Here is a 20,231-nt window from a genome sequence, read left to right as displayed (position 1 = left end):
AAATTACTTTAACTCTGTCAAACCGCTTCGCTCGATGTTGTCTGAAATTTGTATGTTAGATTTTGAAAATTGTATGTTGATAATAACCGAAACCTTGATATATCAAGGTTTCTATTTTTGAAAATATGTAGTTGATGGAAATTTGAAGAAGATGATTTACTTGGCCAATATTGCACAGAATATACCCTATAAAAATAAAGGCTTATATTATTCTACCCTAATGAAACCTTTATAATATCTACTTAAATACTGAGATTTAAACTACTGAAATTTGTATGTTCAGTTTTGAAAATTGTATGTTCTAATTATCTAAAACCTTGATAATTCAAGGTTTTAATAATACTGGACCTAGTTTGTGCAAATAGGGCCAATTTTAGATGATACCCCTTAAATGCTTTAAAACCCTTGATAACACTTAACCCTATTATTACTTCTAACCCTTTATATTACTGCTTTTAACCGCTTCGCTCTACTTGGCTTTAATGCTCGGGGATTTTGTTTACAAAATCCCCTCTTTACTACTTCCCGGCGGGTAGAAGAAAGTAGAAAGAGAGCGGGAATTAGTAGTTGAGAGAGCGGGAGTTAGCAAAATAGTAAAATACTATTTTGCTAGTGATTATGAGGATTTGACCATATAGCAGATTAGATAGAGAAGATATATAAGACTTTTTCAGTCATATATACCTTAGACTGTGTTATATTGCCAGAATGGCTAGGAACACACAACCCTTATAAACAATACCCTAATAACATCCAATTCTAAATCTAACCTATTTGAATCTCTATTATCCTCTTTAACCTATTTAAATATATCACCGCTCACGGGCGATACTGCTCAAAAAAAAGATAGCAGCCTGACAGCTGCTATCTAGTGATTACACATATGTATTTATTATCTTATTTGATTTAAACCCTTTTATGTTTTATAAACAAAACCCCTTACATTAATTAAACTTCATAAACCCTACATAACTTATTACTACACAATCATTTAATTATCTATATTACTTAATCATCTAATAGACTTAACTTGCCTAACTTGCCTTAAAATCCCCTTTTTTCTTTATTCTTCAATATTCTTTCAACATCTTCTTTCAATATCATCGCCTCCGAAAAAATTTTAAACATTCTTAAAACATCTATCTATAATAGATAATCATTTTTGTCCACATTTATGTCCATTTTTCATTTTGTACCGTAATTTTTTTATAAATTTTTATAAAAAGACACTCAAACCTTTATAGAATATAGTAAAAAAAATTTTCAAATAAATAAAAAAAAATTTAGGTCTCCCTAAATTTAAGATTATCTGTTTATGCAAAAAGCATTTTCAACAAAAATGGTTTTTATCTCTTTATCCATAACATCAAAAACTAAATCATCATGTATTAATATATCATAATCAATATTATTAAATGGATGTGAATACATCCGCTTAACCCCTTTTACTAATAGACAACCATTTCCATATTTTACACTGGAATTATTTAATATTAAAAAATCTTTATAATCCTCATATACTTCCTTAGTTATGTCTATTACACCTTGATTATAAGCATTTGTTAGTGATTTTAGTTTTAAAAATGTTGATGGTGAATTATCTCTTGGTTCAGTCAAGGATTTAAACAATTCCACCCTGGCTGGTGCTACCAAATACTTATAATTTATTTCACCATTACTATTTAATTTACCCTCTACAACTATCAACATAGATTTTCTATCTAACCCATTTTTTTTCAATTTCTGTCGTATGTTCTGCATCTCACTACCTCACATTCACTTTATTATTAGGTTTAAACCCAACACAGTTAATTACTATGTATTAGGTGTGGTAAGGAGAGGAACCACACCCATTTTGTTACTTGATTTTTTCTATCTTTAACCCAACTATATGGTAGTACTTGAAATCAAAACCCTTAAAATCTATTACATCACCCGCTTTAAACATACCAAGCAATTCACCCTGTGTTGGTTCTCCTAGTGGATTTAATGTTTCTAACCCAACTATATAACCATCACCTGCTGCTATTTTGTATTTACTGCTTAAAATTGATTTAGTGTATCTACCCTCAGCTGCTGTTGATAGTATTTTACTATCATTCAAAAGGCTTAATTTTACTCCTTTTTGAACTACTTGTTTATAATCACTATCTGATAATGTGATTATATCTTTATCTCCCCACACATTGATTACCTTAGTACCTAACTGCATATATGGGATTTTTTCAAAATTGGTTCGCTCTACCACATATGTTTTCTCAGTAAGCGCGGTGTTTGCATTAGCAAACACACTTACATTACTTATTACCATTAACCCCATTAATAACATTATTAAAATCTTCTTCATTGTCTCTACCTCTTTCCTAGTTTTACTAATTATCTAATTAATATATATTTTTATGTCCATGATTTATGTTAAAGCAATTTATTTATTGTTAAAAATAAAAATGCACCCAAATTAATGGATGCATTTTTTCATTTTACCAACCTGTACCATCTTGGATACTTACATTTGGTACACCATACTCTGTTGTTTTATCTCCATATTCGCTACCAGTTTGGCTGTTATGTTCGAAGTATGCTTTAACTGTACCTATACCACTACCTAAATCTCTTGATGGTAAAGAATAATTTAGAATTGTATGGCCCCTGAAACCCTTACTATAAAACTCATTTTTATTTATTGGTGTTTCTAAACCTTTTACTGCTAATGGTATTGCATCACTGCTAAAATAATTATCTATTTTATAGGTAGTTGAAATTTCTTTAATTACCAATACTGTGCTATCTTCTGAGTACCACCCCTCATTTAGTGTTAAATTATCTATACCTTTGACAGTTGCTGCTTTAGTTTTAAATTCTGCTTCAGTAAGAGCTTTACCCTCTTTGTGTGCAAAATTACTCAAAACCGAACCACTTCCTATTAACTGTAAACCCTCAAGAGCACTATATAACTCTGGATTATTTGATTTGATAGTATTTATTGGTGTATTATCTACTGCTGTTACTACACCACCTCGCACTGTTAGTGCATAGGTTTTACTAGTATCTGTTGATTTAGTGTATTTGATATTTCCTATTTTTTTACTTCCATAAACCTCTGGACCTGTATAGGTTGCACCATTATTATTTGCATTTGCTATTTCCAATTTTGAAAAACCTGATGCACTATTGAAATCCCATTTTGTTAGGTAGTCTGTATGGATTTGATTAATATTGACTGTGCTACCCCAAGCTGATTTAACATTTTCAGCTAAATCTATCGTGTAAGACTTAACCACTAACTCACCTTTTTCACTTGATGCTTTGGCTTTCTTAATATCAAAATTACTTGTAACCATACCGCCTTTTAAAATCATAGGTTGCAACCCTGTTAGACCAATTTTAGTTGCTAATTGTCTCGCTCTACTATCTATTGTTGCTGTTGGTGTGGTTATTTTTGGTGTTACAAATACATTGTAATCCATTGTATGATAACTTGCGACAGGGACTGTTCTAGCAATATCTCCTGCTACAAATCTGATACTGTTTGCACCTGCATTATCTTGGTACATCATTGCTACCTCAGGATACACTGACAAGGACTTTTTAGTGTCTAGTGTAATAGATGTCAAACCATTATCAACATTTGATTTTGGAATTATCTTAATTTTATTATCAATTATGCTCGGTTTAAATCTTTCGAATGTTACTGCTACTGCATCTACTGCAGGTGTATAAATCGCTTGGTTAGGTGTTATTGTCTGTGGTCCTGATATTCTACCCCTAGTTTCTGTATCTGTGTAGGTGTATGGAGAACTTAACAGAACCCCATTACTATTGCGAGTGTATCTAATACCGGTGCGGGTTACAGTAACATCATAAGTAGTGCTGTAATAGTTGTTAAAATCATTAACATTAAGTGTTTTTAAATTTAAGGATGTTGATTTCTCAATAATTTCACTACCCTTATAAGATACACCTTTATTACTTGCTAATATGTCGCTAATACCACTTATTGAGTTATTTCCTACCCAATTTGCTAATGATAGACCAAAACCGCTTGTGCTTTTAATTAAATGCTTATCTGCTCTTAAATCTATATCTGCGCTAGGATTACTTCGAGTTAAACTATAACTACCATGTGTAAATGTCTTACTATACAACCAATCATTATATCTTGTATCTACACCTTGTTTACCATTTGCATTTATTGGCGCATACGATAAATTTGTCGGATTTAGATAACCTGTATAACCTAGCGATACTGCTATTGGGTCATCCTGTGTTAGATTACCCAATGACATAGTTGATTTTAACCAATTTGAAGTACTTGCTGGTACATATTTACTAAGTCGCCACTCTGGTACTGCATCTGTTATACCTGCTGATGCACTGTATGGTACATATTCAACCCATCGAACAAATAAATTATCTACCAATGATACTATTAATTTATCCTCTATTTTGGTGCCTTGTTGCTTGATACCGCCTGTTGGCATCTTACTTAAATCTTTAGAAGTTGAAACCTTATATTCTTCTACACTTAAACCCTCTTTAGGTGCTATTTGCATTTCTATCTGCGCACCACTTATCTGTATTGGGTCTACTTCTATTTTCGATTTGATTAACTTGTTAGTACCCTCTTGTCTTGTTTCAATTATATTTACCTGACTGCTTGATGGTAATATAATGTAGTGCTCATAAGCAATGTAGTAATCATCACCTTGTTTTAATGGTATTTCAGATATTGAAGTTAATTGTTTTGGTTTACTCAAAATATCACCAAATCTAGATTTTATTAAGTCATCTATTGTTCCAGAAGATGAGATAATACCACTGCGAGCATAAGAACCACCGACTAACATATAGATTTGAAAATAAAAACTATTAATTTTCTGTTTTGTTTCAAATGTTGATTTTACTGCATCTTCTTGCATTGCTAGAGTTAAATCTTTGTGTAATGTAGTCAGTTTATTATAATTTTCTTTATCATATTTTTTAAAATAGTTAGTATAAACATCTATATCTACCCCAACACCCTCAGCTAATGACAAAGCATAATAATCTATATCTTTAGCTGTTATTTCTCCTATATTAGACTTTGGTAGACTATTCCAAACCAAGCTGCTAGAGTCCATTAACAATTTTGAAATTACCATATCATTCAATACTGCAACACCTCTGATATGTGTTTCTCCATCCGGAAAATATATATATGATAAATCTGGTGGTGTATAACCCCCACCTAGCGATAACTCAGGTATCAATTCTTTTGTTACCACATGTTTATATATAATTTTTCCATCTTTCACATCATCAACTACCGAGTATGTCCTATAAACTAATGGTATATCATTAATAGTTTTTACTGGTAGTTCATACTCACCGACTCCCATAGAGTTATAAATTTTACCACCCGGCTGGATTTGTTTTTTTATCTCATTTCGAGCATCAGATGTTGTACTACCATCTATTTGGTAAACTGGTGTATTGCCTTTTAGATTAAGAGCATTTACATCATACAGTAAATACTGGCTATTACCCGTTGTATCAAACAAGGGTGTTAATGCTGTTATAATACTAGGATTATAGTACTCTCCTGTACTGTTTGATTTTATTTTGTCTGTTTTGATAAAACCTTTGTCATAACTATATTGCCAAGATATTAGGTCTCTCATTGTCATTGCAGAATAGATTCCATCGATGAAAGAATAGGACACTGGTTCAATGTAGATTTTGTAAATACCCTTTTGTTTCGAACCTTTTCCATCATTTAATATACCATTTCTTAAATCCTGAGGTTCTATTTTTTGACCTAGTTTAGCTGTTATTTCAGATAAATTTGTAAATGTATATGTCCCAGTAGTATCTGGTGATAAAAGCCATTTATCCCATTCACCTTTAGCAGTTTTAAAATCTAAAACAGTTCTTCTAATATCAGGTAAAGTATTATCTACTACATACTTGTAGTTCTTCGTGTTTGTTTCAGAACTAAAATCTTTTATTTTAAGATTTTCATTATACATATAGTCAAAAACTGAATACGTGGTATATTGCTCAATTTTGTATCTTGCTCCACTACCTTGTTTAAAAAAATCAGTTGGTTTCCCTATTTTATAAATATCACCTAATTTAAAATTATCTTCGCTACTTGCCCAATATACTGCAACTCGCATTCCTAAATCATTATATGCAGGTATATTCCAAAGCGCGCTACCTTTACCCGCACTCGGGTTACTTGGTAGTGCATCATTATTACCTGTTGCGTATGTTGGAATTGTTGATACTAATAAAATTAATACCAATAAAATACTAGTTAGTTTCCTCATTTTGAACACCTCTATCCTTATAAAACATTAATCAATCTAATCAAGTTGCCCAGTACTAGGTCCTTGCCAAATCCATTGTTTCCCGTTATATTTCAACCAATCACCAGGACCAAAAGTTTGACCCTCAAATGGATTTGATATTTCTCTGTTAGCTTGAGAGGTTAACTCAGACCTAATACAAAGCCATTGACTCGCAAAATAACCCATACCTGTTTTAGTATCAACCAAATATGGTTGACCATTAATTAATTTTAAATCCTCTTTTGAACCCTCCCAAAATGTGCCATTATCACCGTGTTCTAAAAAAGTTCCATCTGCATAGCGCATACCTGTATAAATATTAATACCTTGGTCATAACCGATTATTATTGCTCCAGAAAATACCCTTGCTGTTAATACTACACTGCGACCATCTTTAGTTATAAATGTATCCCCTGCCTGAGGTAAGATAGTTCTGTTTTTATCATCCTCACGGATGGTTATTGGCGCTCTTTTTGTTTCTGAAACTTTACCCTCTATGACATTAAGAGCATTTACTATTATTGTTGCTGCTTCAGCGCGAGTTAAATTACTTTGAGGTTTGAACACATATTTACCATTACTTACACTACCTTTTATAATACCCTCTCGATACATATAGGCGATTGCCTGTTGGTTTTTACTATTTACTTGATTGAAGTCACTGAACCAACCTTTTGCACTCTGTATGTCTTGGTTTTCAACTACCACTTTAGATGCTTTAATATATGAATCCTTAAATAATAAATTAGCTGTTATATATGCTACACTCTCTCTATTAATTGGTTTTGAGTAATCTACCCCTGATAAATCCACATTTTTTATAGTTAAATACTCTACATTTTTCTGATACCATTGACCACTGCTTGGTATACTGCCTAAAGTTGTTTTATCACCGAGCGAACCCACTAACATGCTTATATATTCTGCATTTGTGATTGTCCCTTGGGGTTTAAATGTTCCATCTGGATAACCTTTTATTCCACCTCTTCCAACTAGGTCATTAACATAGTTGTAAAACCAATCTGTTGAATTAACATCCGCAAATTTGATATTTACTGGATTTGCCTTGTATTGTGGTGTTGTTATTGTTGCTGTTACACTACCACCTAATGATTCATATTTTGTTTTAAGGGCATTTAGATTTTGAATTATTGCATCTTTTGGAAAGTTAATATTTTTTATTACTGTTTCTACATTTTCTATTATTTTTCCTACTGCATCTAAATCACTTGTTTTATTCAATTCAGTTTCTATTTGCTTTAATGAAACCGCTAATTTCCCTACTGTAGATGCTAAATCTTGATTCTTAACAATTAATCGCTGCAATAAAACTATTGTTGCTTCTGTTTCCTTTAAATACTCAGTTAAACCATTAATTTGGTACTCCATTACTGCATTGTCTGTAATTGGTAATGTAGTGTCTGCATAAACAGGCATCAAGTTCCCACTCAACAACTGACTTGCTAAAAGACTTGTAATTACTACATTCCTAAATATAGCCTTAACATTTGTTCTTTTTCTGTTACCTGTAAAAGTACTCTCCACAATTATTTGGATTTGCTCATTATCAATTTTCATAAATCTCTACCCCTTTTCATATTTGATTTTTATCAGGTATATACCAATATAATTTTATTTGTCCATTTTATCGCGCTATATGTCCATTGACTATTTGGTTTTTGAATGAGAGGGGTTAAAACCCCTCTCTTAAAATATTCCACTAGTTAAATTTAACAAACCTGCTACTAAATCACCTATTTGTCCTGCTATTAGATACATTATGCAAATTGCTAACAATACATAAGTTAAGGCCCTTCTTTTAAAATAAACTAAATAAACATTTCTATATTCACCGGAAGTCATTGTACTTTCTGTTTCTTTTATTACAGAATAAGCCTCATAACTTATGCCCCATGGTCTACTATTACTTCCTGATTTCTCTGCTTTCGCTTCTCGCCACAATGGAATACCCATATAAACTAAATCTAGGATTGTACTACCCACCAATATTAATATGATAATAAATGCACCTATTCCAAATATAGTTCTTAATGCACCCAACAATGGGCTTATCCATTTATAAGCTGTAAATAAATCTGCTTTACTGTTATCAAATATCAGAGGTATCATAAATGCTGCTACCTCAGTATCAGTTGCTTGAATTTCTGTCATTATATTTTGTTGAGTTGCACTGTCAATAGTTGAGTTTTTTAACCCATCTATGAATTTTGTCATCATTTTCTTAACTTCTTTTTCATTTCCATTCTTGAATGCATCTACACTAAAATATATTTGAGTACCATCTGACTCCATAAGTGTTAATTTTGAATTACCCTCTGGTGATTTTGTTTCTGCTTTTACTTCGATTTTTGCATTTCCACCTGTATTTTGATTTCCACTTACTTCAGTTATTATTTTTGTTAACTCTTCAATATCAGTTGAATTAACTGATATTGGTGTTGTATCTGCAAAAACCATACTAATTTGACTTATTATTAAAACCGCCAGTATCAATACTGATACTATTTTTCTATTTTTCATTTTATCTACCCCTCTTATACTAAACCTGTTAACATACCTAATAATTTAATTCCTACTGCTATACCTAAATCTGTAAACACTGTTGATGTTAACAACATCACACAGGCTGCATACAAAAATAAAAACATTGACCTCAATTTAAAATAACTAAACACCATTGATTTTATTGGTGTTGTTGATTGACCCATTGATGTTGCACCCATTGGGCCACCCTGATTATCAATACAAGCTGCTATAGCTTCATCTGAAACCCATCTACCTATTGCTGACAATCCACCACCTAATTGTTTTGATTGTTGTTGCTGTGGTTGTCTATTCATTCCCATTCCCATTCCCATACCGCCACCGCGACCTGACATTGGGCTACCCATAGGACCATCAAAACCACCCATACCGCCCATATTCATACTGCGACCACCTTGCATATTAGCCATTCCACTCTTTCCACCATCTAATAAATCTCTAACTGGTGGAAATGCTATATACACTAAATCCAAAACAGTTATAAATGACATACCAATAAAAGCTGAAGCCAATAATATTGCCATTCCAAAATTCATAGCCTTAGCTATTGGAAATAAGATTTGATTGGCTTTGTTCATACTCTCTGCATCTACCGATGCAGCTTCGAATGCATCACCTATCAAATCTCCTACTGATTTTTCTGTTTCTTGTGTTTCTTGTGTTTCTATTGGCGCAACAGCGCCAACGTATGCATTTTGTTCTAATTGCTCTGTTGCATTTGTTGTTGTCCCTACACCATTCAAATCATCTGCGAAAACCGGTGTAATGCTCATTATTGCTAATAAAACTAAAATTAATATTTTCGATTTCATTTACACACCCCTATCAATAATTTTTCTAAATCTAATTAATATAAAAATATTTGTTAGGGTTTTATGTGATGGGCATTTATTTTATGTCCAAACCAAAATATAAAAATAGAGAGGTTTTAACCTCTCTACTTACATTCTATCTATTTAGTTTTCAATTATTCTACTCCATATTTCTTTAAAATCCTTACTCAGTTTTGTTTTATCTAAATTGTTTTTTAAACTTCCTTTTACTCCATCTAACTGCTCAACCCCCTTAAAACTTAAAGCATCTACAACCCGAAACTGTGTATACTCATTCAAATCTAACCAATGATGATTAACAATATATACTATGGTATACAAATCATTTATATCATTTTGGGCTAAATATACAGTTAGTATAGTGTCTAGCAGATTACTAATATTTTTTATTTCTATACCTTTTGATGTTCTTAACTCCATATAATCTATATTAGTTATAATATCTAATAAATTATCACTCATATTAAACCCCTATAATCATTTAGTCATTTGATGATAATACTCTGTTATATCTACAAGATACTGTTTGTTTTGCAATATAAACTTTTCATCTACCTGTGCTGATTTGTCTAACAGTTCAGGCATTCCATATACAGAACATAATTGAATATGTGGTATACCTCTAGTTATCACATAAACTGCTTTACCCCATATTTCTTCTAATGTTACATTTAAACCCATTCTATTTGAATTACTATATACTTCGAGCGGATTATAAGTATACAAAATACTATGAACCATTGGAGTAATATGATTATATAATTCTGTTTTAGTCATATATTTATAAATATTTTTTATTGCTTGTGGTTCATTCAGATTATTAAAACCATAAACCAGAAGATAATATTTATTTCCTTTTTTATACATTGTTAAAAATAATTTATCTGTTTTGTCCATTATTATACCTAGACCATAGTTTTCATCTATATACTCATTTCCTCTACTATCTCTTACTATTCTCATTTTAATACCCCAACTTTCTAGCTGACTAAACCTATATCCTGAATATCCACATTTGCTCGCATTAATAATGTTGCTAATGTTCCATGATGAACCATAAAACCACTTTCTACTAATTTAAATAAATCACTTCGCTGTAGTGAAAAATCCAATTGCTTATATCTGTTATAATCTACACTATTTCTAGGGTTATAACCTCTCATTATCTTAGATATATCTATCAAACCCTTGCGACCGCTCATCATTAAACTTAATAATCTTGCATCCATTTTTGTTAAATTTACTAACTCACCTGAAGCTGTATATACATAAATATAATTCTCAACACCTTTGTAATCTGGATGGTTAATAACCAACCTGTTAAAATAAATTTCTTCTAAATTATAAACATCACCATTAAAAAACTTAATCTTATCCATATCCTTTACCTCACTATTATTTAATTTCTATATCTTCTAAACTTATTGGCTCGCCACCATTTGGTGGATAAATGTCTAAAAATGTTTTGTGTATCTCTTTTAAACCATTAATTCTGGATACCTCTGTATAGTGTAGTTTCAAAATTGCATTCTTCGGAATTTCTACCCCATTAACCATTGATGGAAATGTAGTTGCTACCAGGAAAACAACTTCTACTACTGTTTGTTTATCAGCTCTAGCCCGATAATTTACACAGTTTTGCATTTCAAGAATTATACATTGTAAACCACTTATGTTATATTCCTTGAATTTGCTGAATTTCTTATATTTTGTCCTAAAACCTTGTGTACCCGGTAGAATAAACTCATCATATGTTGTAACTCCTATTTTATATGTTTCAACCTCTTCTTTAGTTGATAATTGATATTCTTCGGTTAGATTACAATATATTTTTTTTTGAGTACATCCTTGATTAATAACATCAATATTATGAACAATTATAGGTCTACCATAATTATCAGTTGGATGATAATTTATTGTATTATAAAACTCCCTATAAATTTGTTCCTGTGTTAAATAACCTTCACTCTCATATTTATTGAAATATGCAACTAAAGCATTTTTTCTAAATTCTATAATATCCTCATATCTCATTCTTAATATCACCACCCGGATTTTAATTTGGTTTATATATAATATATCTACAGATGTCCATTTTTTATGTCCTATTAATTGTTTTAGTGTCATCAGAAATAAAAAAGTGTTGGTTCTCAAACCAACACTTAGATAATATCTATATTAAACTAGATTCATTTAAAACCCTGAATAAAGTGCATTTTAGATATAATTTATACCTTTAACCAACTCTCCCAATCACCATCTAACTCATTTTGATACATTTCTAGAATATATTTAATATCCTCACAGTATAGATTAGACTTTGGATTTATGAGTAGTTTATATGTTTTTGAACCTATAAAAACTTCAGCTGCACTTTCTTTTGATACCCCATTATCTATTGAAATCATATAAACTATATTATCAATCAATAAACTAATGATGATTTCAATTTTTCTATCTAGTGGAACAATCGCCCATTCTTCTGCTGTATATACTGTCATTATAATACCCCTATCATACTATTAGGCATTCAAATCCCACTCTTCATCGTTTCCCACAATTTCCATTTCTACCAAATAGATAATATTCTCAATTGATTTCCAATAGAAATCAGTTGCAGGTAACAACAGGTATCTATATGTTCTCAGATTTTGAAGTGTTTCCAATGCTTCTGTTTCAGTTGTTGCTTGTTTTGATTCTATTAAATACTTTATTAATTCTGCTACTCGGCTTGTGGTCATTCTCTCAATTTCTGCTTGTGTTATTCTACTACCCATACTGCTCCTACCAAGTTTTGACTTCTTCAATTTCTTTAGCTAAATACCCTTGTAATGCAAGCATTACAACATCCGATTGACTTTTTACTTCTCTTACCGCCTTCAAATTCAAAGCTTTTAACATTTCTTCTGGTAGATAGATTAGTTTTTGCTTTGTTCCACCGCGACCTCTATTTTCTTTCTTATCTTTCTTTTTTTGTGTTCTTTCTTTTTTCTCTTTTCTATCTTCTTCAACAACCGCTTGTTGTTGTAATAATGCTGCTATTGGCGATGTTCTTAGTTTTTCCATTTATCTCTACCCCTTTAACTTCTTGATTATTTTATCTGTTATAATTTTGTACTCTATTGCGACTCCATGACTTGGTAGATATTCGCTAATACATTTTCCTCGATGATTTGGACCTAACTCACTGTATACCTTAACTGAATATGGAATTACCCCTAAACTATCTGTATCACTGATTTTATAAAGATATTCTTTATCTACCCTACTTCTACTATTAAACATAGTCCCAACTGTTTTTACTAGTAATGTTGGATTTACAGCTTTTATGTCATCTATGACCACACCAGTCTGCTCCCAACTCATTAACCCCATTGGGTTTGTTGTTATCGGTACTAATACCATATCCGATGCAATTAATGTTTGCACTGTTATTAGATTAGCCGCTGATGGTGGGGTGTCAATTACTACAAAATCATAGTAATCATTCAATAATATCAATTTATCCTTTAAAAAGGATAACGACTTTTTATTGATTTTACCCTCTACACTACCTATTTGCTCGCTATAGGGGATTAAATCTAACCCCTCTCTATCTGTACTATAAATCGAGTTACCTAAATCACCAACAAATAAATCTAGAACACCGCGCTCTGGGTCTGTAATACCCATTGACTTTGTAAGACTACCCTGATAATCCATATCTATTAACAAAACCCTGTATTGTCTTTTTACCATATTTATCGCTATATTTAATGCTGTTGTTGTTTTTCCACTACCACCTTTTGTTGCTGCTACCGATATTATTTTCATTTGATATACCTCACTCATATTTTTATTATGAATTCGGTATACCGCGCATCGATTACTACAGTCAATATTATTTTGCTATTTTACTAGTAATTTAATATTATGCTATCGGATTAATATTGAAATAGCAAAACACTAGCAAAATAGTAAAATAGCAAATTAATATCTTACTATCAAAATGATAGTAACACCCCTTAATTTCATTTTTTGCTCATTTTTTATATCTACCCTCATATTCCTACTGGTTATATACTAAAACACCCTTAAAACCCGAATACGGGCTATTAACGGGGTGCCAGGTGTTATAGTAATGGTATAGATAATAAATTATAGGTTTTAGTTGATTTTATGATAAAATTTAATAAAAATAATATGAAATTGAGGTAGTGGATGATAGAATTAGATAGAAATTTAAAAGAAGCAATTGGAGAGTCATATAAATATATAGAAATAGATGATAGTCAAACAGATATGTACATAGATATTCTAAAATTACCCCATAAATATCTTCTAGATTTTGAACTAGGTCGAGAACCTGCTACTCATATTTGGCAGCGAACAGTTAATAGGAGCGGGCTTCTATTCATTATCTATTACAAAATAGATGCTGAGTTATCTGGTGGATATGATGCTAATACATTTGCTATAGATAGGCTCCATATGGATATTTCCAAAATTATAATGCAGAAAGGGTAGATTTAATCTACCCTTTCTTTGTTCTTATATTTAAAATTTAATCCTATCAATTGTACTTTTATCTATCACATATGTCTCATCTTCAAATACTTCTTTTGGACAATGATTTACTTTACCAGTTAAATGGTCTCTCCTATTTACCGAGTTATTAATTTTATTTACAGCTCCAAATACCTTTCTCATTAAATTCCGATTATTTATTAGTTCTGTTTTTGTTAGTTGTATACCACCAACTGCTGAACATGCTGTATTATAAATATCTAAAACATCTGTCAATATATAATCTTCAAACCGCTCTAACCCATATACTAACTGTTCTCTAGGCACTCTATAAACACCCTCTCTCTTATTGTCATTATTAGTAAATATCTTCATTACAACTTTATTTTGTATCATCACCGCATACGGTAAAATTACACCATCTCTACCATACTCATCTATTCTGTCATTTAACTGCAAATGATAAATCCTCATTGGGGTTTTATACATCAATTTTACTTTCCGAGCCATAAAATCTCTTTCTTTATCATAATACCCCTCTCCTTTTATCCATGTCTCACTTGTTGCTCTGTCCAACTCTAAACCACACAAAGGATTAGTTTTATTTTTTCTATCCTCAGGAGTTGCATACAGATACATATCTATTTGATATTTAACTGCATCATTTAAACTGTTTTCTTTATCAGGTACCGCAATCCAAAGTGGGTAAAAAATCTTACAGGTTTCCTGTACTATCATATTAGCTATTTTATCATTCTCAGCACCACTACCAGCATTATAAGGTTTTGTACTACTATATTCATATTTGATACTCATACTATCACTCCTATTCCATTGTATTTACATAAGTAAATTTCTATAGTTAATAGTATTACCAACTGTCCACATTTATGACCATTTTTTCCATTTATGCTCATTTTCAAATACTCCATTATAAAAACAAACAAAAAGAAAAAACCCAATATTTTAAAGGTTTTCTCTTTTATCTAACCGAACAGTTTAATTTCTTCTAATTCTACACTACCCAATAAATTCTCAGCATATGCTATATAACTACTGGCATAACCATCTACTTCTAACATTCCGACCAAATCAATATAATCCTCACCTATATTTGTTTGAATTACCATATACCCACAGTCATAATCATTTAGTGAAAATATCGACTGAATAAGCGGGGAGCAACCATAGGATATATTTAAGAATTTAGTTTTGAATGAAATTATGTAGTTATCTTTGGCTGGGTCTAATTTTGCTCTACCATTTATATTACCTCTGCATCAAATACTAATAATTATTATACCTTTGTATATGTGCATTGCAAGTATGCTGGTTTTTGTAAAGAGCTACTTAATAGTGGACTAGAAAAAATAATTCCACTATTTTTCTTCAAGAACAATGTTATGTTGTAATCTAACAATACCTAACTCCATTTTTTTTTCAAACCCCTCAAGAGTACTAATAGCATCAGCAACTAAAAACTTATACATACCTATTTTATTGTCTCTATATTCTTTTGCTTTGTTTAGTCTCTCTGTATAACCGTTTACTAATTCTTCTAAAACTACTTTTTCTGGTTCATAAACTAAATATTGTTCTTCAACACCCTGCGAATCTAAATCATATCTATGGAGTAATGACCTAAAAAACCACCTTTGCTTATTCATTGGTGCTTCATCTAACATTTGCCAAAGCTTTTCTTTCTGTATTTTGTCTAATATTGACACCTCTATATAATCATCATTATCAATTGACAGTTTGTTTGAAGATAATTTATTATAAAAATCATCAATTGATAATTCTTTAGTGATTATGTTATTAATTAGCTGATTTACCTCAATTCTACATACTTTTTCTTTTGTTGATGCATAACAATCTTTTAATTTTCTGAAAAACTTTAATATTCTATTAGGGTCTGGAGCAATTGAAATATTATAACCTTTGTAGATAAGTTCATTTATTTTCAATTTATTTACTCTTTTTCTATAGCCTGCATAATCAGCTTCAATGTAATTTATATCAATTTTATCAATGAAAGAGTCGAAAAATACATCTAAATTCAATTCTTCATTCAATAAACCCTGTATCTCAAAGTTTACTAATAATGCGTATGCTGCAATCAAATCTACTAAATCAGTATAGACACCTCTTTCTAAGTCCAGTAACAATGTGTTTAGATAACTATCAAACTCATCTTTTGTGTAATCCCAATAGTTAGAGTGTAACATAAGTAATGCACCATTGTCTTGAGACACAATTGGCACAATATTAAGCATATCTATTTTAACTAAAGCAGATACTTTTTCAACATCCAACTCACCGGCCCAAATATATTTTACCCATAACTCAAAATTTGCATCATGGAGAGGAACTAAAATCTGAGGTTGCTTAAAAAATAAACTTTCAAATGTCATTTTTTTCTTTATCTTTGCTTTCAAAACTGAAGTACCCATAATACTATATGATAATAAAGCAAATTCAATTTCGCTTTCACACAAATCACCCATTGATTTTTGTAAAAAAACTACTATAAATAATTCTGAAACATAAAAAATATAATCCTGTTTTTCTTTCATCTCACCATTTATAGTGATGCTGTCGTAACTATAATTTTTATATTCAGGTTCGCTTTTTATTAAATCAATGAGCGGCTTTAATTTAAACAAAGCTTGTCTAACTACCCGCAAGTTAACATATTCTAGTTTTAACATTATATCCTTTATTTTGCTTAATAAATACTCTCTCTCAATAATTGAATACTTCATTTCCAACAAGAAATATTTTACAGCTTCATCCATATCAACTTCAAGAGTCACCGTTTCACCTATTACTTTTTCTCTTATTTTCAAGTAATCTTTATCATTTGTAACTTCTCGTATCGTTAATATATTTTGACTATCTTCATTTTCATCTATGTCAGTTGTTTCTTCATTCTCCTTTTTAGAAGGTTTATCTTGTGTTACAATTGATTCCTTAATAATTAATCTCTCTGTTTTTCCTATCCGATTATCATTACTTATGAATATTACCCTCAAACTGCTGTTTTCTAAATGCTCAGAGACAAATCCAAAAACCTCATCAAGACCTAATATAGACCGCTCTAAATCTTCAAAAATAAGGATTTTTGTTACATTTGACTTTTGTTCTGTTAACCAATCTTTTATTATCAAACTAGTTAAATCCTTAAAACCAACACCAAAAGTTGAAGTTAAACCTTTATCTATAAAAGAAATCAATTTTGTGTTTTGAATTTTTTTTAAAAATCCTTTACTTTTTTCAATAACATTCACATCTTCAGAATTGTTTAATACCAATGATTGTGCAATATTCTCTTTGATTGCTTCCACCGATGTTATACCGAATAAACTAACTAATATAACACTGTATTTTGGATTATCAATAAAATTTACTAACCATTTTTCCCTTATAAAGTATGATTTACCACATCCCCACTCACCATTTATCATTACTGCATAATGAGGCGCTGGCGCAGCATCTTCACCTAATCCTATGTATCTGTTCAATGTCTCTAAAACCCTTTTATTATGCTCTACCATAAAACCCCCCTATATACCGCTTTTAATAAATTATAACACTAATTACACCATATAAAAAAGAGAGGTTAATACCTCTCCCAAATACTACTTTCTTAAATCTTCTATACAAGTGCGACAAACCAATTTACCACTAAATGATACTGTATTTCTTGCTTCACCGCATAATACACAGACTGGCTGGTATTTTTTAAGTATTATGTGCTCACCCTCTGTAAATATCTCTAAAGCATCTTTCTCGCCTATTGTTAAGGTTCTTCTTAGTTCTATCGGTATTACCACTCTACCTAACTCATCTACTTTTCTTACTATACCAGTTGATTTCATTCTAATTCTCCTAATTTTATACTTATTATTTATTTTAACATATTGTTGCTAGCTACCCTAATATTTTACATCATGATATAATAAAATAAAAATGATTGTGAGGTAAATACTAATGGATATAATTAACAAGGTTAAGCAATACCCTACCCAACAATATGTAAATGCACCTATCCACATTAACAATATTACTATCCACATTTCAAAAGACAATACATATATAGATTTCACTATTAACAATATTTCTAAAACAGTACTAAAATCAGTATATTTTAAAATAGAATGCTTTGATGATGCTAATGACCCTGTTAGTGAAAATAATACTATTATCTATAACTCATTAGATATAAATATTAACCCTAACAAATCAATTAACACACCTGAACCTATTAAACTTATTGATAATACAGTTAGAAAAATCAACTTGATTATTGATAAAGCTGTTTTTGAAAATGGTGATGTTTTTAGATATACTCCAGAATTAATGGTTGATATTAAACCTTTTGAAGCATTAGCTAGCAATTATAATATTGATGAGCTTGATTTTGCTAAGAATTTCCTTAAGTTGAAAAATACCGAGAAAATCAAGTTTATTCCTTATCTACTGTCAAATGAATATTGGGCATGTGGTTGCGGATATTTAAATGGTAGTCAAAATGAATGTAATTACTGTAATAATCAAAAAGATAATATTCTCCGTTTATATAATATCACCGATATAAAAACAGAATACAAAGCAGAAGTGGATAGACAGAACACATTAGTTTTAAGGCAAAAAGAAGAAGCGAAAAGAGTTCAACTCGAAAAAGATAATTTTAAAAAGGAGAAAAAAAGAAAAAACAAAATTATTATCCTCACTGTCACTGCACTAGTAATTATTGGTTTTGGTAGTTACAGTTTTATGCAGTATGATAACTATAACAAAGCATTATATGATATTGAAACTTCAAATTACCTTGAAGCAAGGACAAAGCTTGAAAAATTCCCTGATTATAAAGATTCTTTAGGCTTAATTACCGAGGTAGAATATCAACTTGGTTTACAATATCTAAATAACAAACAGTTCGACCTCGCAATTATTCAATTTGAAAAAATACCAAATTTCAAAGATACTACAAAACAATTATTGTTAAGTAAGAGAGGTAAAGCTAAAGAATTATATAACAATAAACAATTCAAAGAAGCTTTTGATTTATATAATACTATCCAAATGGATGACCAGGATAAGCTGATTTTTGCTAACACAAAAATTGAGCTCGCCAAAGTTGCTATTACTAATGCAGACTACCCTACTGCTTTACAATATCTACTTAATCTAAGTTCTCACACCGAGTATACTTCATTATTTAATCAGGCAAATTATGAGTTTGCAAAACAGATGATTGCAACAACCCCAGAACCAATTGGATTAGACAGCTTAAGACAGATATATGAAACTATACTTGAAGTGGATGATTCATACCTGGATTCTAAAGATATGAAAAATCAATATGCTGAAATCTACAAAGAAGCTAATTATTATGAGGCTGTTAATCAATTTAACATCAAAAATATGTATGAAGCTAGAGAAATGTTTATAAAGTTTCCTGATTATGCAGATACCCAAGAATATCTAAATTCTCTATATTTTAAACTTGAAGGGTCATATGGAAATAAAGGTAATAACAAAGTTTATGAGTCATTTAAACTACTTCCAAACTCGAGAATTGAAATGAGGATTTTCCAAGATGTTTATACCTTTGAATGGCTCAAAGCCGAAGATTATAAGTTTGTGATGAATTTTGGTCTTGTTAACTCAGATTCATATAGGGAAATACTATCTTATGAGAATAATGTAATCAAAATATTGAACTCCTATGATGGTCAAGTTGATGCATACTATAAAATAAGCGAGGTTCCTTCTTCACCTGTGAATCTTAATATTCCTCAAAAATCTGCACCAGCAATAGGGATGACACCCGATGAAGTTAGAAACTCTTATTGGGGTAACCCTAAAGAAATTAATAAAACCACAACCGCTTATGGTACTTCGGAACAATGGGTTTATAGTGGTTATAGATATATTTACTTCGATGATGGTGTGGTCACTGCTATTCAAGAATAATCAAAGGGTAGAC

The 20,231-nt window shown here is 30.8% G+C and carries 20 protein-coding genes; 2 read left to right on the top strand and 18 right to left on the bottom strand.

Features of this window, described 5'->3' with window-relative positions; genetic code table 11:
• Positions 1-1,305: 1,305 nt before the first annotated feature.
• From ACZ41W_RS12640 to ACZ41W_RS12575, 14 genes are all read right to left on the bottom strand, one after another.
• Positions 1,306-1,761, bottom strand: a complete 456-nt coding sequence (locus tag ACZ41W_RS12640; protein WP_464312342.1) for a hypothetical protein — start codon at positions 1,759-1,761, stop codon at positions 1,306-1,308.
• A gap of 97 nt (positions 1,762-1,858) precedes the next feature.
• Positions 1,859-2,347 (bottom strand): hypothetical protein, encoded by a 489-nt coding sequence (locus tag ACZ41W_RS12635; RefSeq protein ID WP_464312341.1) that lies wholly within the window; start codon positions 2,345-2,347, stop codon positions 1,859-1,861.
• A gap of 133 nt (positions 2,348-2,480) precedes the next feature.
• Positions 2,481-6,311, bottom strand: coding sequence for a hypothetical protein (locus ACZ41W_RS12630; protein WP_464312340.1), 3,831 nt, complete (start codon positions 6,309-6,311; stop codon positions 2,481-2,483).
• A 36-nt stretch (positions 6,312-6,347) separates the two neighbouring features.
• Positions 6,348-7,910, bottom strand: coding sequence for an S-layer homology domain-containing protein (locus ACZ41W_RS12625; RefSeq protein ID WP_464312339.1), 1,563 nt, complete (start codon positions 7,908-7,910; stop codon positions 6,348-6,350).
• A 129-nt stretch (positions 7,911-8,039) separates the two neighbouring features.
• A complete protein-coding gene (locus tag ACZ41W_RS12620; protein WP_464312338.1) occupies positions 8,040-8,873 on the bottom strand; it encodes a hypothetical protein in 834 nt (277 codons plus the stop codon).
• A gap of 14 nt (positions 8,874-8,887) precedes the next feature.
• A complete protein-coding gene (locus ACZ41W_RS12615) occupies positions 8,888-9,709 on the bottom strand; it encodes a hypothetical protein (protein WP_464312337.1) in 822 nt (273 codons plus the stop codon).
• A gap of 144 nt (positions 9,710-9,853) precedes the next feature.
• Positions 9,854-10,192, bottom strand: coding sequence for a hypothetical protein (locus tag ACZ41W_RS12610; RefSeq protein WP_464312336.1), 339 nt, complete (start codon positions 10,190-10,192; stop codon positions 9,854-9,856).
• 15 nt (positions 10,193-10,207) lie between these two features.
• On the bottom strand, positions 10,208-10,693 hold the full coding sequence (locus ACZ41W_RS12605; protein ID WP_464312335.1) for a hypothetical protein: 486 nt from the start codon (positions 10,691-10,693) through the stop codon (positions 10,208-10,210).
• Positions 10,694-10,710: 17 nt separating this feature from the next.
• A complete protein-coding gene (locus ACZ41W_RS12600) occupies positions 10,711-11,109 on the bottom strand; it encodes a hypothetical protein (RefSeq protein WP_464312334.1) in 399 nt (132 codons plus the stop codon).
• Between the two features lie 16 nt (positions 11,110-11,125).
• Positions 11,126-11,764: a hypothetical protein gene (locus ACZ41W_RS12595; protein ID WP_464312333.1), complete on the bottom strand. Its 639-nt coding sequence runs from the start codon at positions 11,762-11,764 to the stop codon at positions 11,126-11,128.
• Between the two features lie 194 nt (positions 11,765-11,958).
• Positions 11,959-12,231: a hypothetical protein gene (locus ACZ41W_RS12590; protein WP_464312332.1), complete on the bottom strand. Its 273-nt coding sequence runs from the start codon at positions 12,229-12,231 to the stop codon at positions 11,959-11,961.
• A 21-nt stretch (positions 12,232-12,252) separates the two neighbouring features.
• Positions 12,253-12,507, bottom strand: coding sequence for a hypothetical protein (locus ACZ41W_RS12585; protein ID WP_464312331.1), 255 nt, complete (start codon positions 12,505-12,507; stop codon positions 12,253-12,255).
• Positions 12,508-12,514: 7 nt separating this feature from the next.
• Positions 12,515-12,796 (bottom strand): hypothetical protein, encoded by a 282-nt coding sequence (locus tag ACZ41W_RS12580; protein WP_464312330.1) that lies wholly within the window; start codon positions 12,794-12,796, stop codon positions 12,515-12,517.
• Positions 12,797-12,802: 6 nt separating this feature from the next.
• Positions 12,803-13,543 carry a ParA family protein gene (locus ACZ41W_RS12575; protein ID WP_464312329.1) on the bottom strand — a complete coding sequence of 247 codons (741 nt, stop codon included), beginning with the start codon at positions 13,541-13,543 and terminating at the stop codon, positions 12,803-12,805.
• A 387-nt stretch (positions 13,544-13,930) separates the two neighbouring features.
• Here ACZ41W_RS12575 and ACZ41W_RS12570 point away from each other — a divergent pair, with 387 nt between their 5' ends.
• Complete coding sequence (locus ACZ41W_RS12570; protein ID WP_464312328.1) at positions 13,931-14,236, top strand: hypothetical protein; 306 nt, start codon at positions 13,931-13,933, stop codon at positions 14,234-14,236.
• 30 nt (positions 14,237-14,266) lie between these two features.
• Here ACZ41W_RS12570 and ACZ41W_RS12565 read toward each other — a convergent pair whose 3' ends face one another.
• From ACZ41W_RS12565 to ACZ41W_RS12550, 4 genes are all read right to left on the bottom strand, one after another.
• A complete protein-coding gene (locus ACZ41W_RS12565) occupies positions 14,267-15,052 on the bottom strand; it encodes a hypothetical protein (RefSeq protein WP_464312327.1) in 786 nt (261 codons plus the stop codon).
• A gap of 170 nt (positions 15,053-15,222) precedes the next feature.
• The gene (locus ACZ41W_RS12560) at positions 15,223-15,366 is read right to left on the bottom strand and encodes a hypothetical protein (RefSeq protein WP_464312326.1); all 144 of its coding nucleotides are present in this window, start codon (positions 15,364-15,366) and stop codon (positions 15,223-15,225) included.
• A gap of 249 nt (positions 15,367-15,615) precedes the next feature.
• On the bottom strand, positions 15,616-17,793 hold the full coding sequence (locus ACZ41W_RS12555) for a P-loop NTPase fold protein (protein WP_464312325.1): 2,178 nt from the start codon (positions 17,791-17,793) through the stop codon (positions 15,616-15,618).
• A gap of 84 nt (positions 17,794-17,877) precedes the next feature.
• Positions 17,878-18,117, bottom strand: coding sequence for an AbrB/MazE/SpoVT family DNA-binding domain-containing protein (locus ACZ41W_RS12550; RefSeq protein WP_464312324.1), 240 nt, complete (start codon positions 18,115-18,117; stop codon positions 17,878-17,880).
• Between the two features lie 112 nt (positions 18,118-18,229).
• Between ACZ41W_RS12550 and ACZ41W_RS12545 the strand changes: the two genes are divergently transcribed.
• Positions 18,230-20,218, top strand: a complete 1,989-nt coding sequence (locus ACZ41W_RS12545) for a tetratricopeptide repeat protein (RefSeq protein WP_464312323.1) — start codon at positions 18,230-18,232, stop codon at positions 20,216-20,218.
• The last annotated feature ends 13 nt before the right edge of the window (positions 20,219-20,231 follow it).

It is taken from the genome of Fusibacter fontis (assembly GCF_055378735.1).
This window is presented reverse-complemented; position numbering and strand designations above follow the sequence as displayed.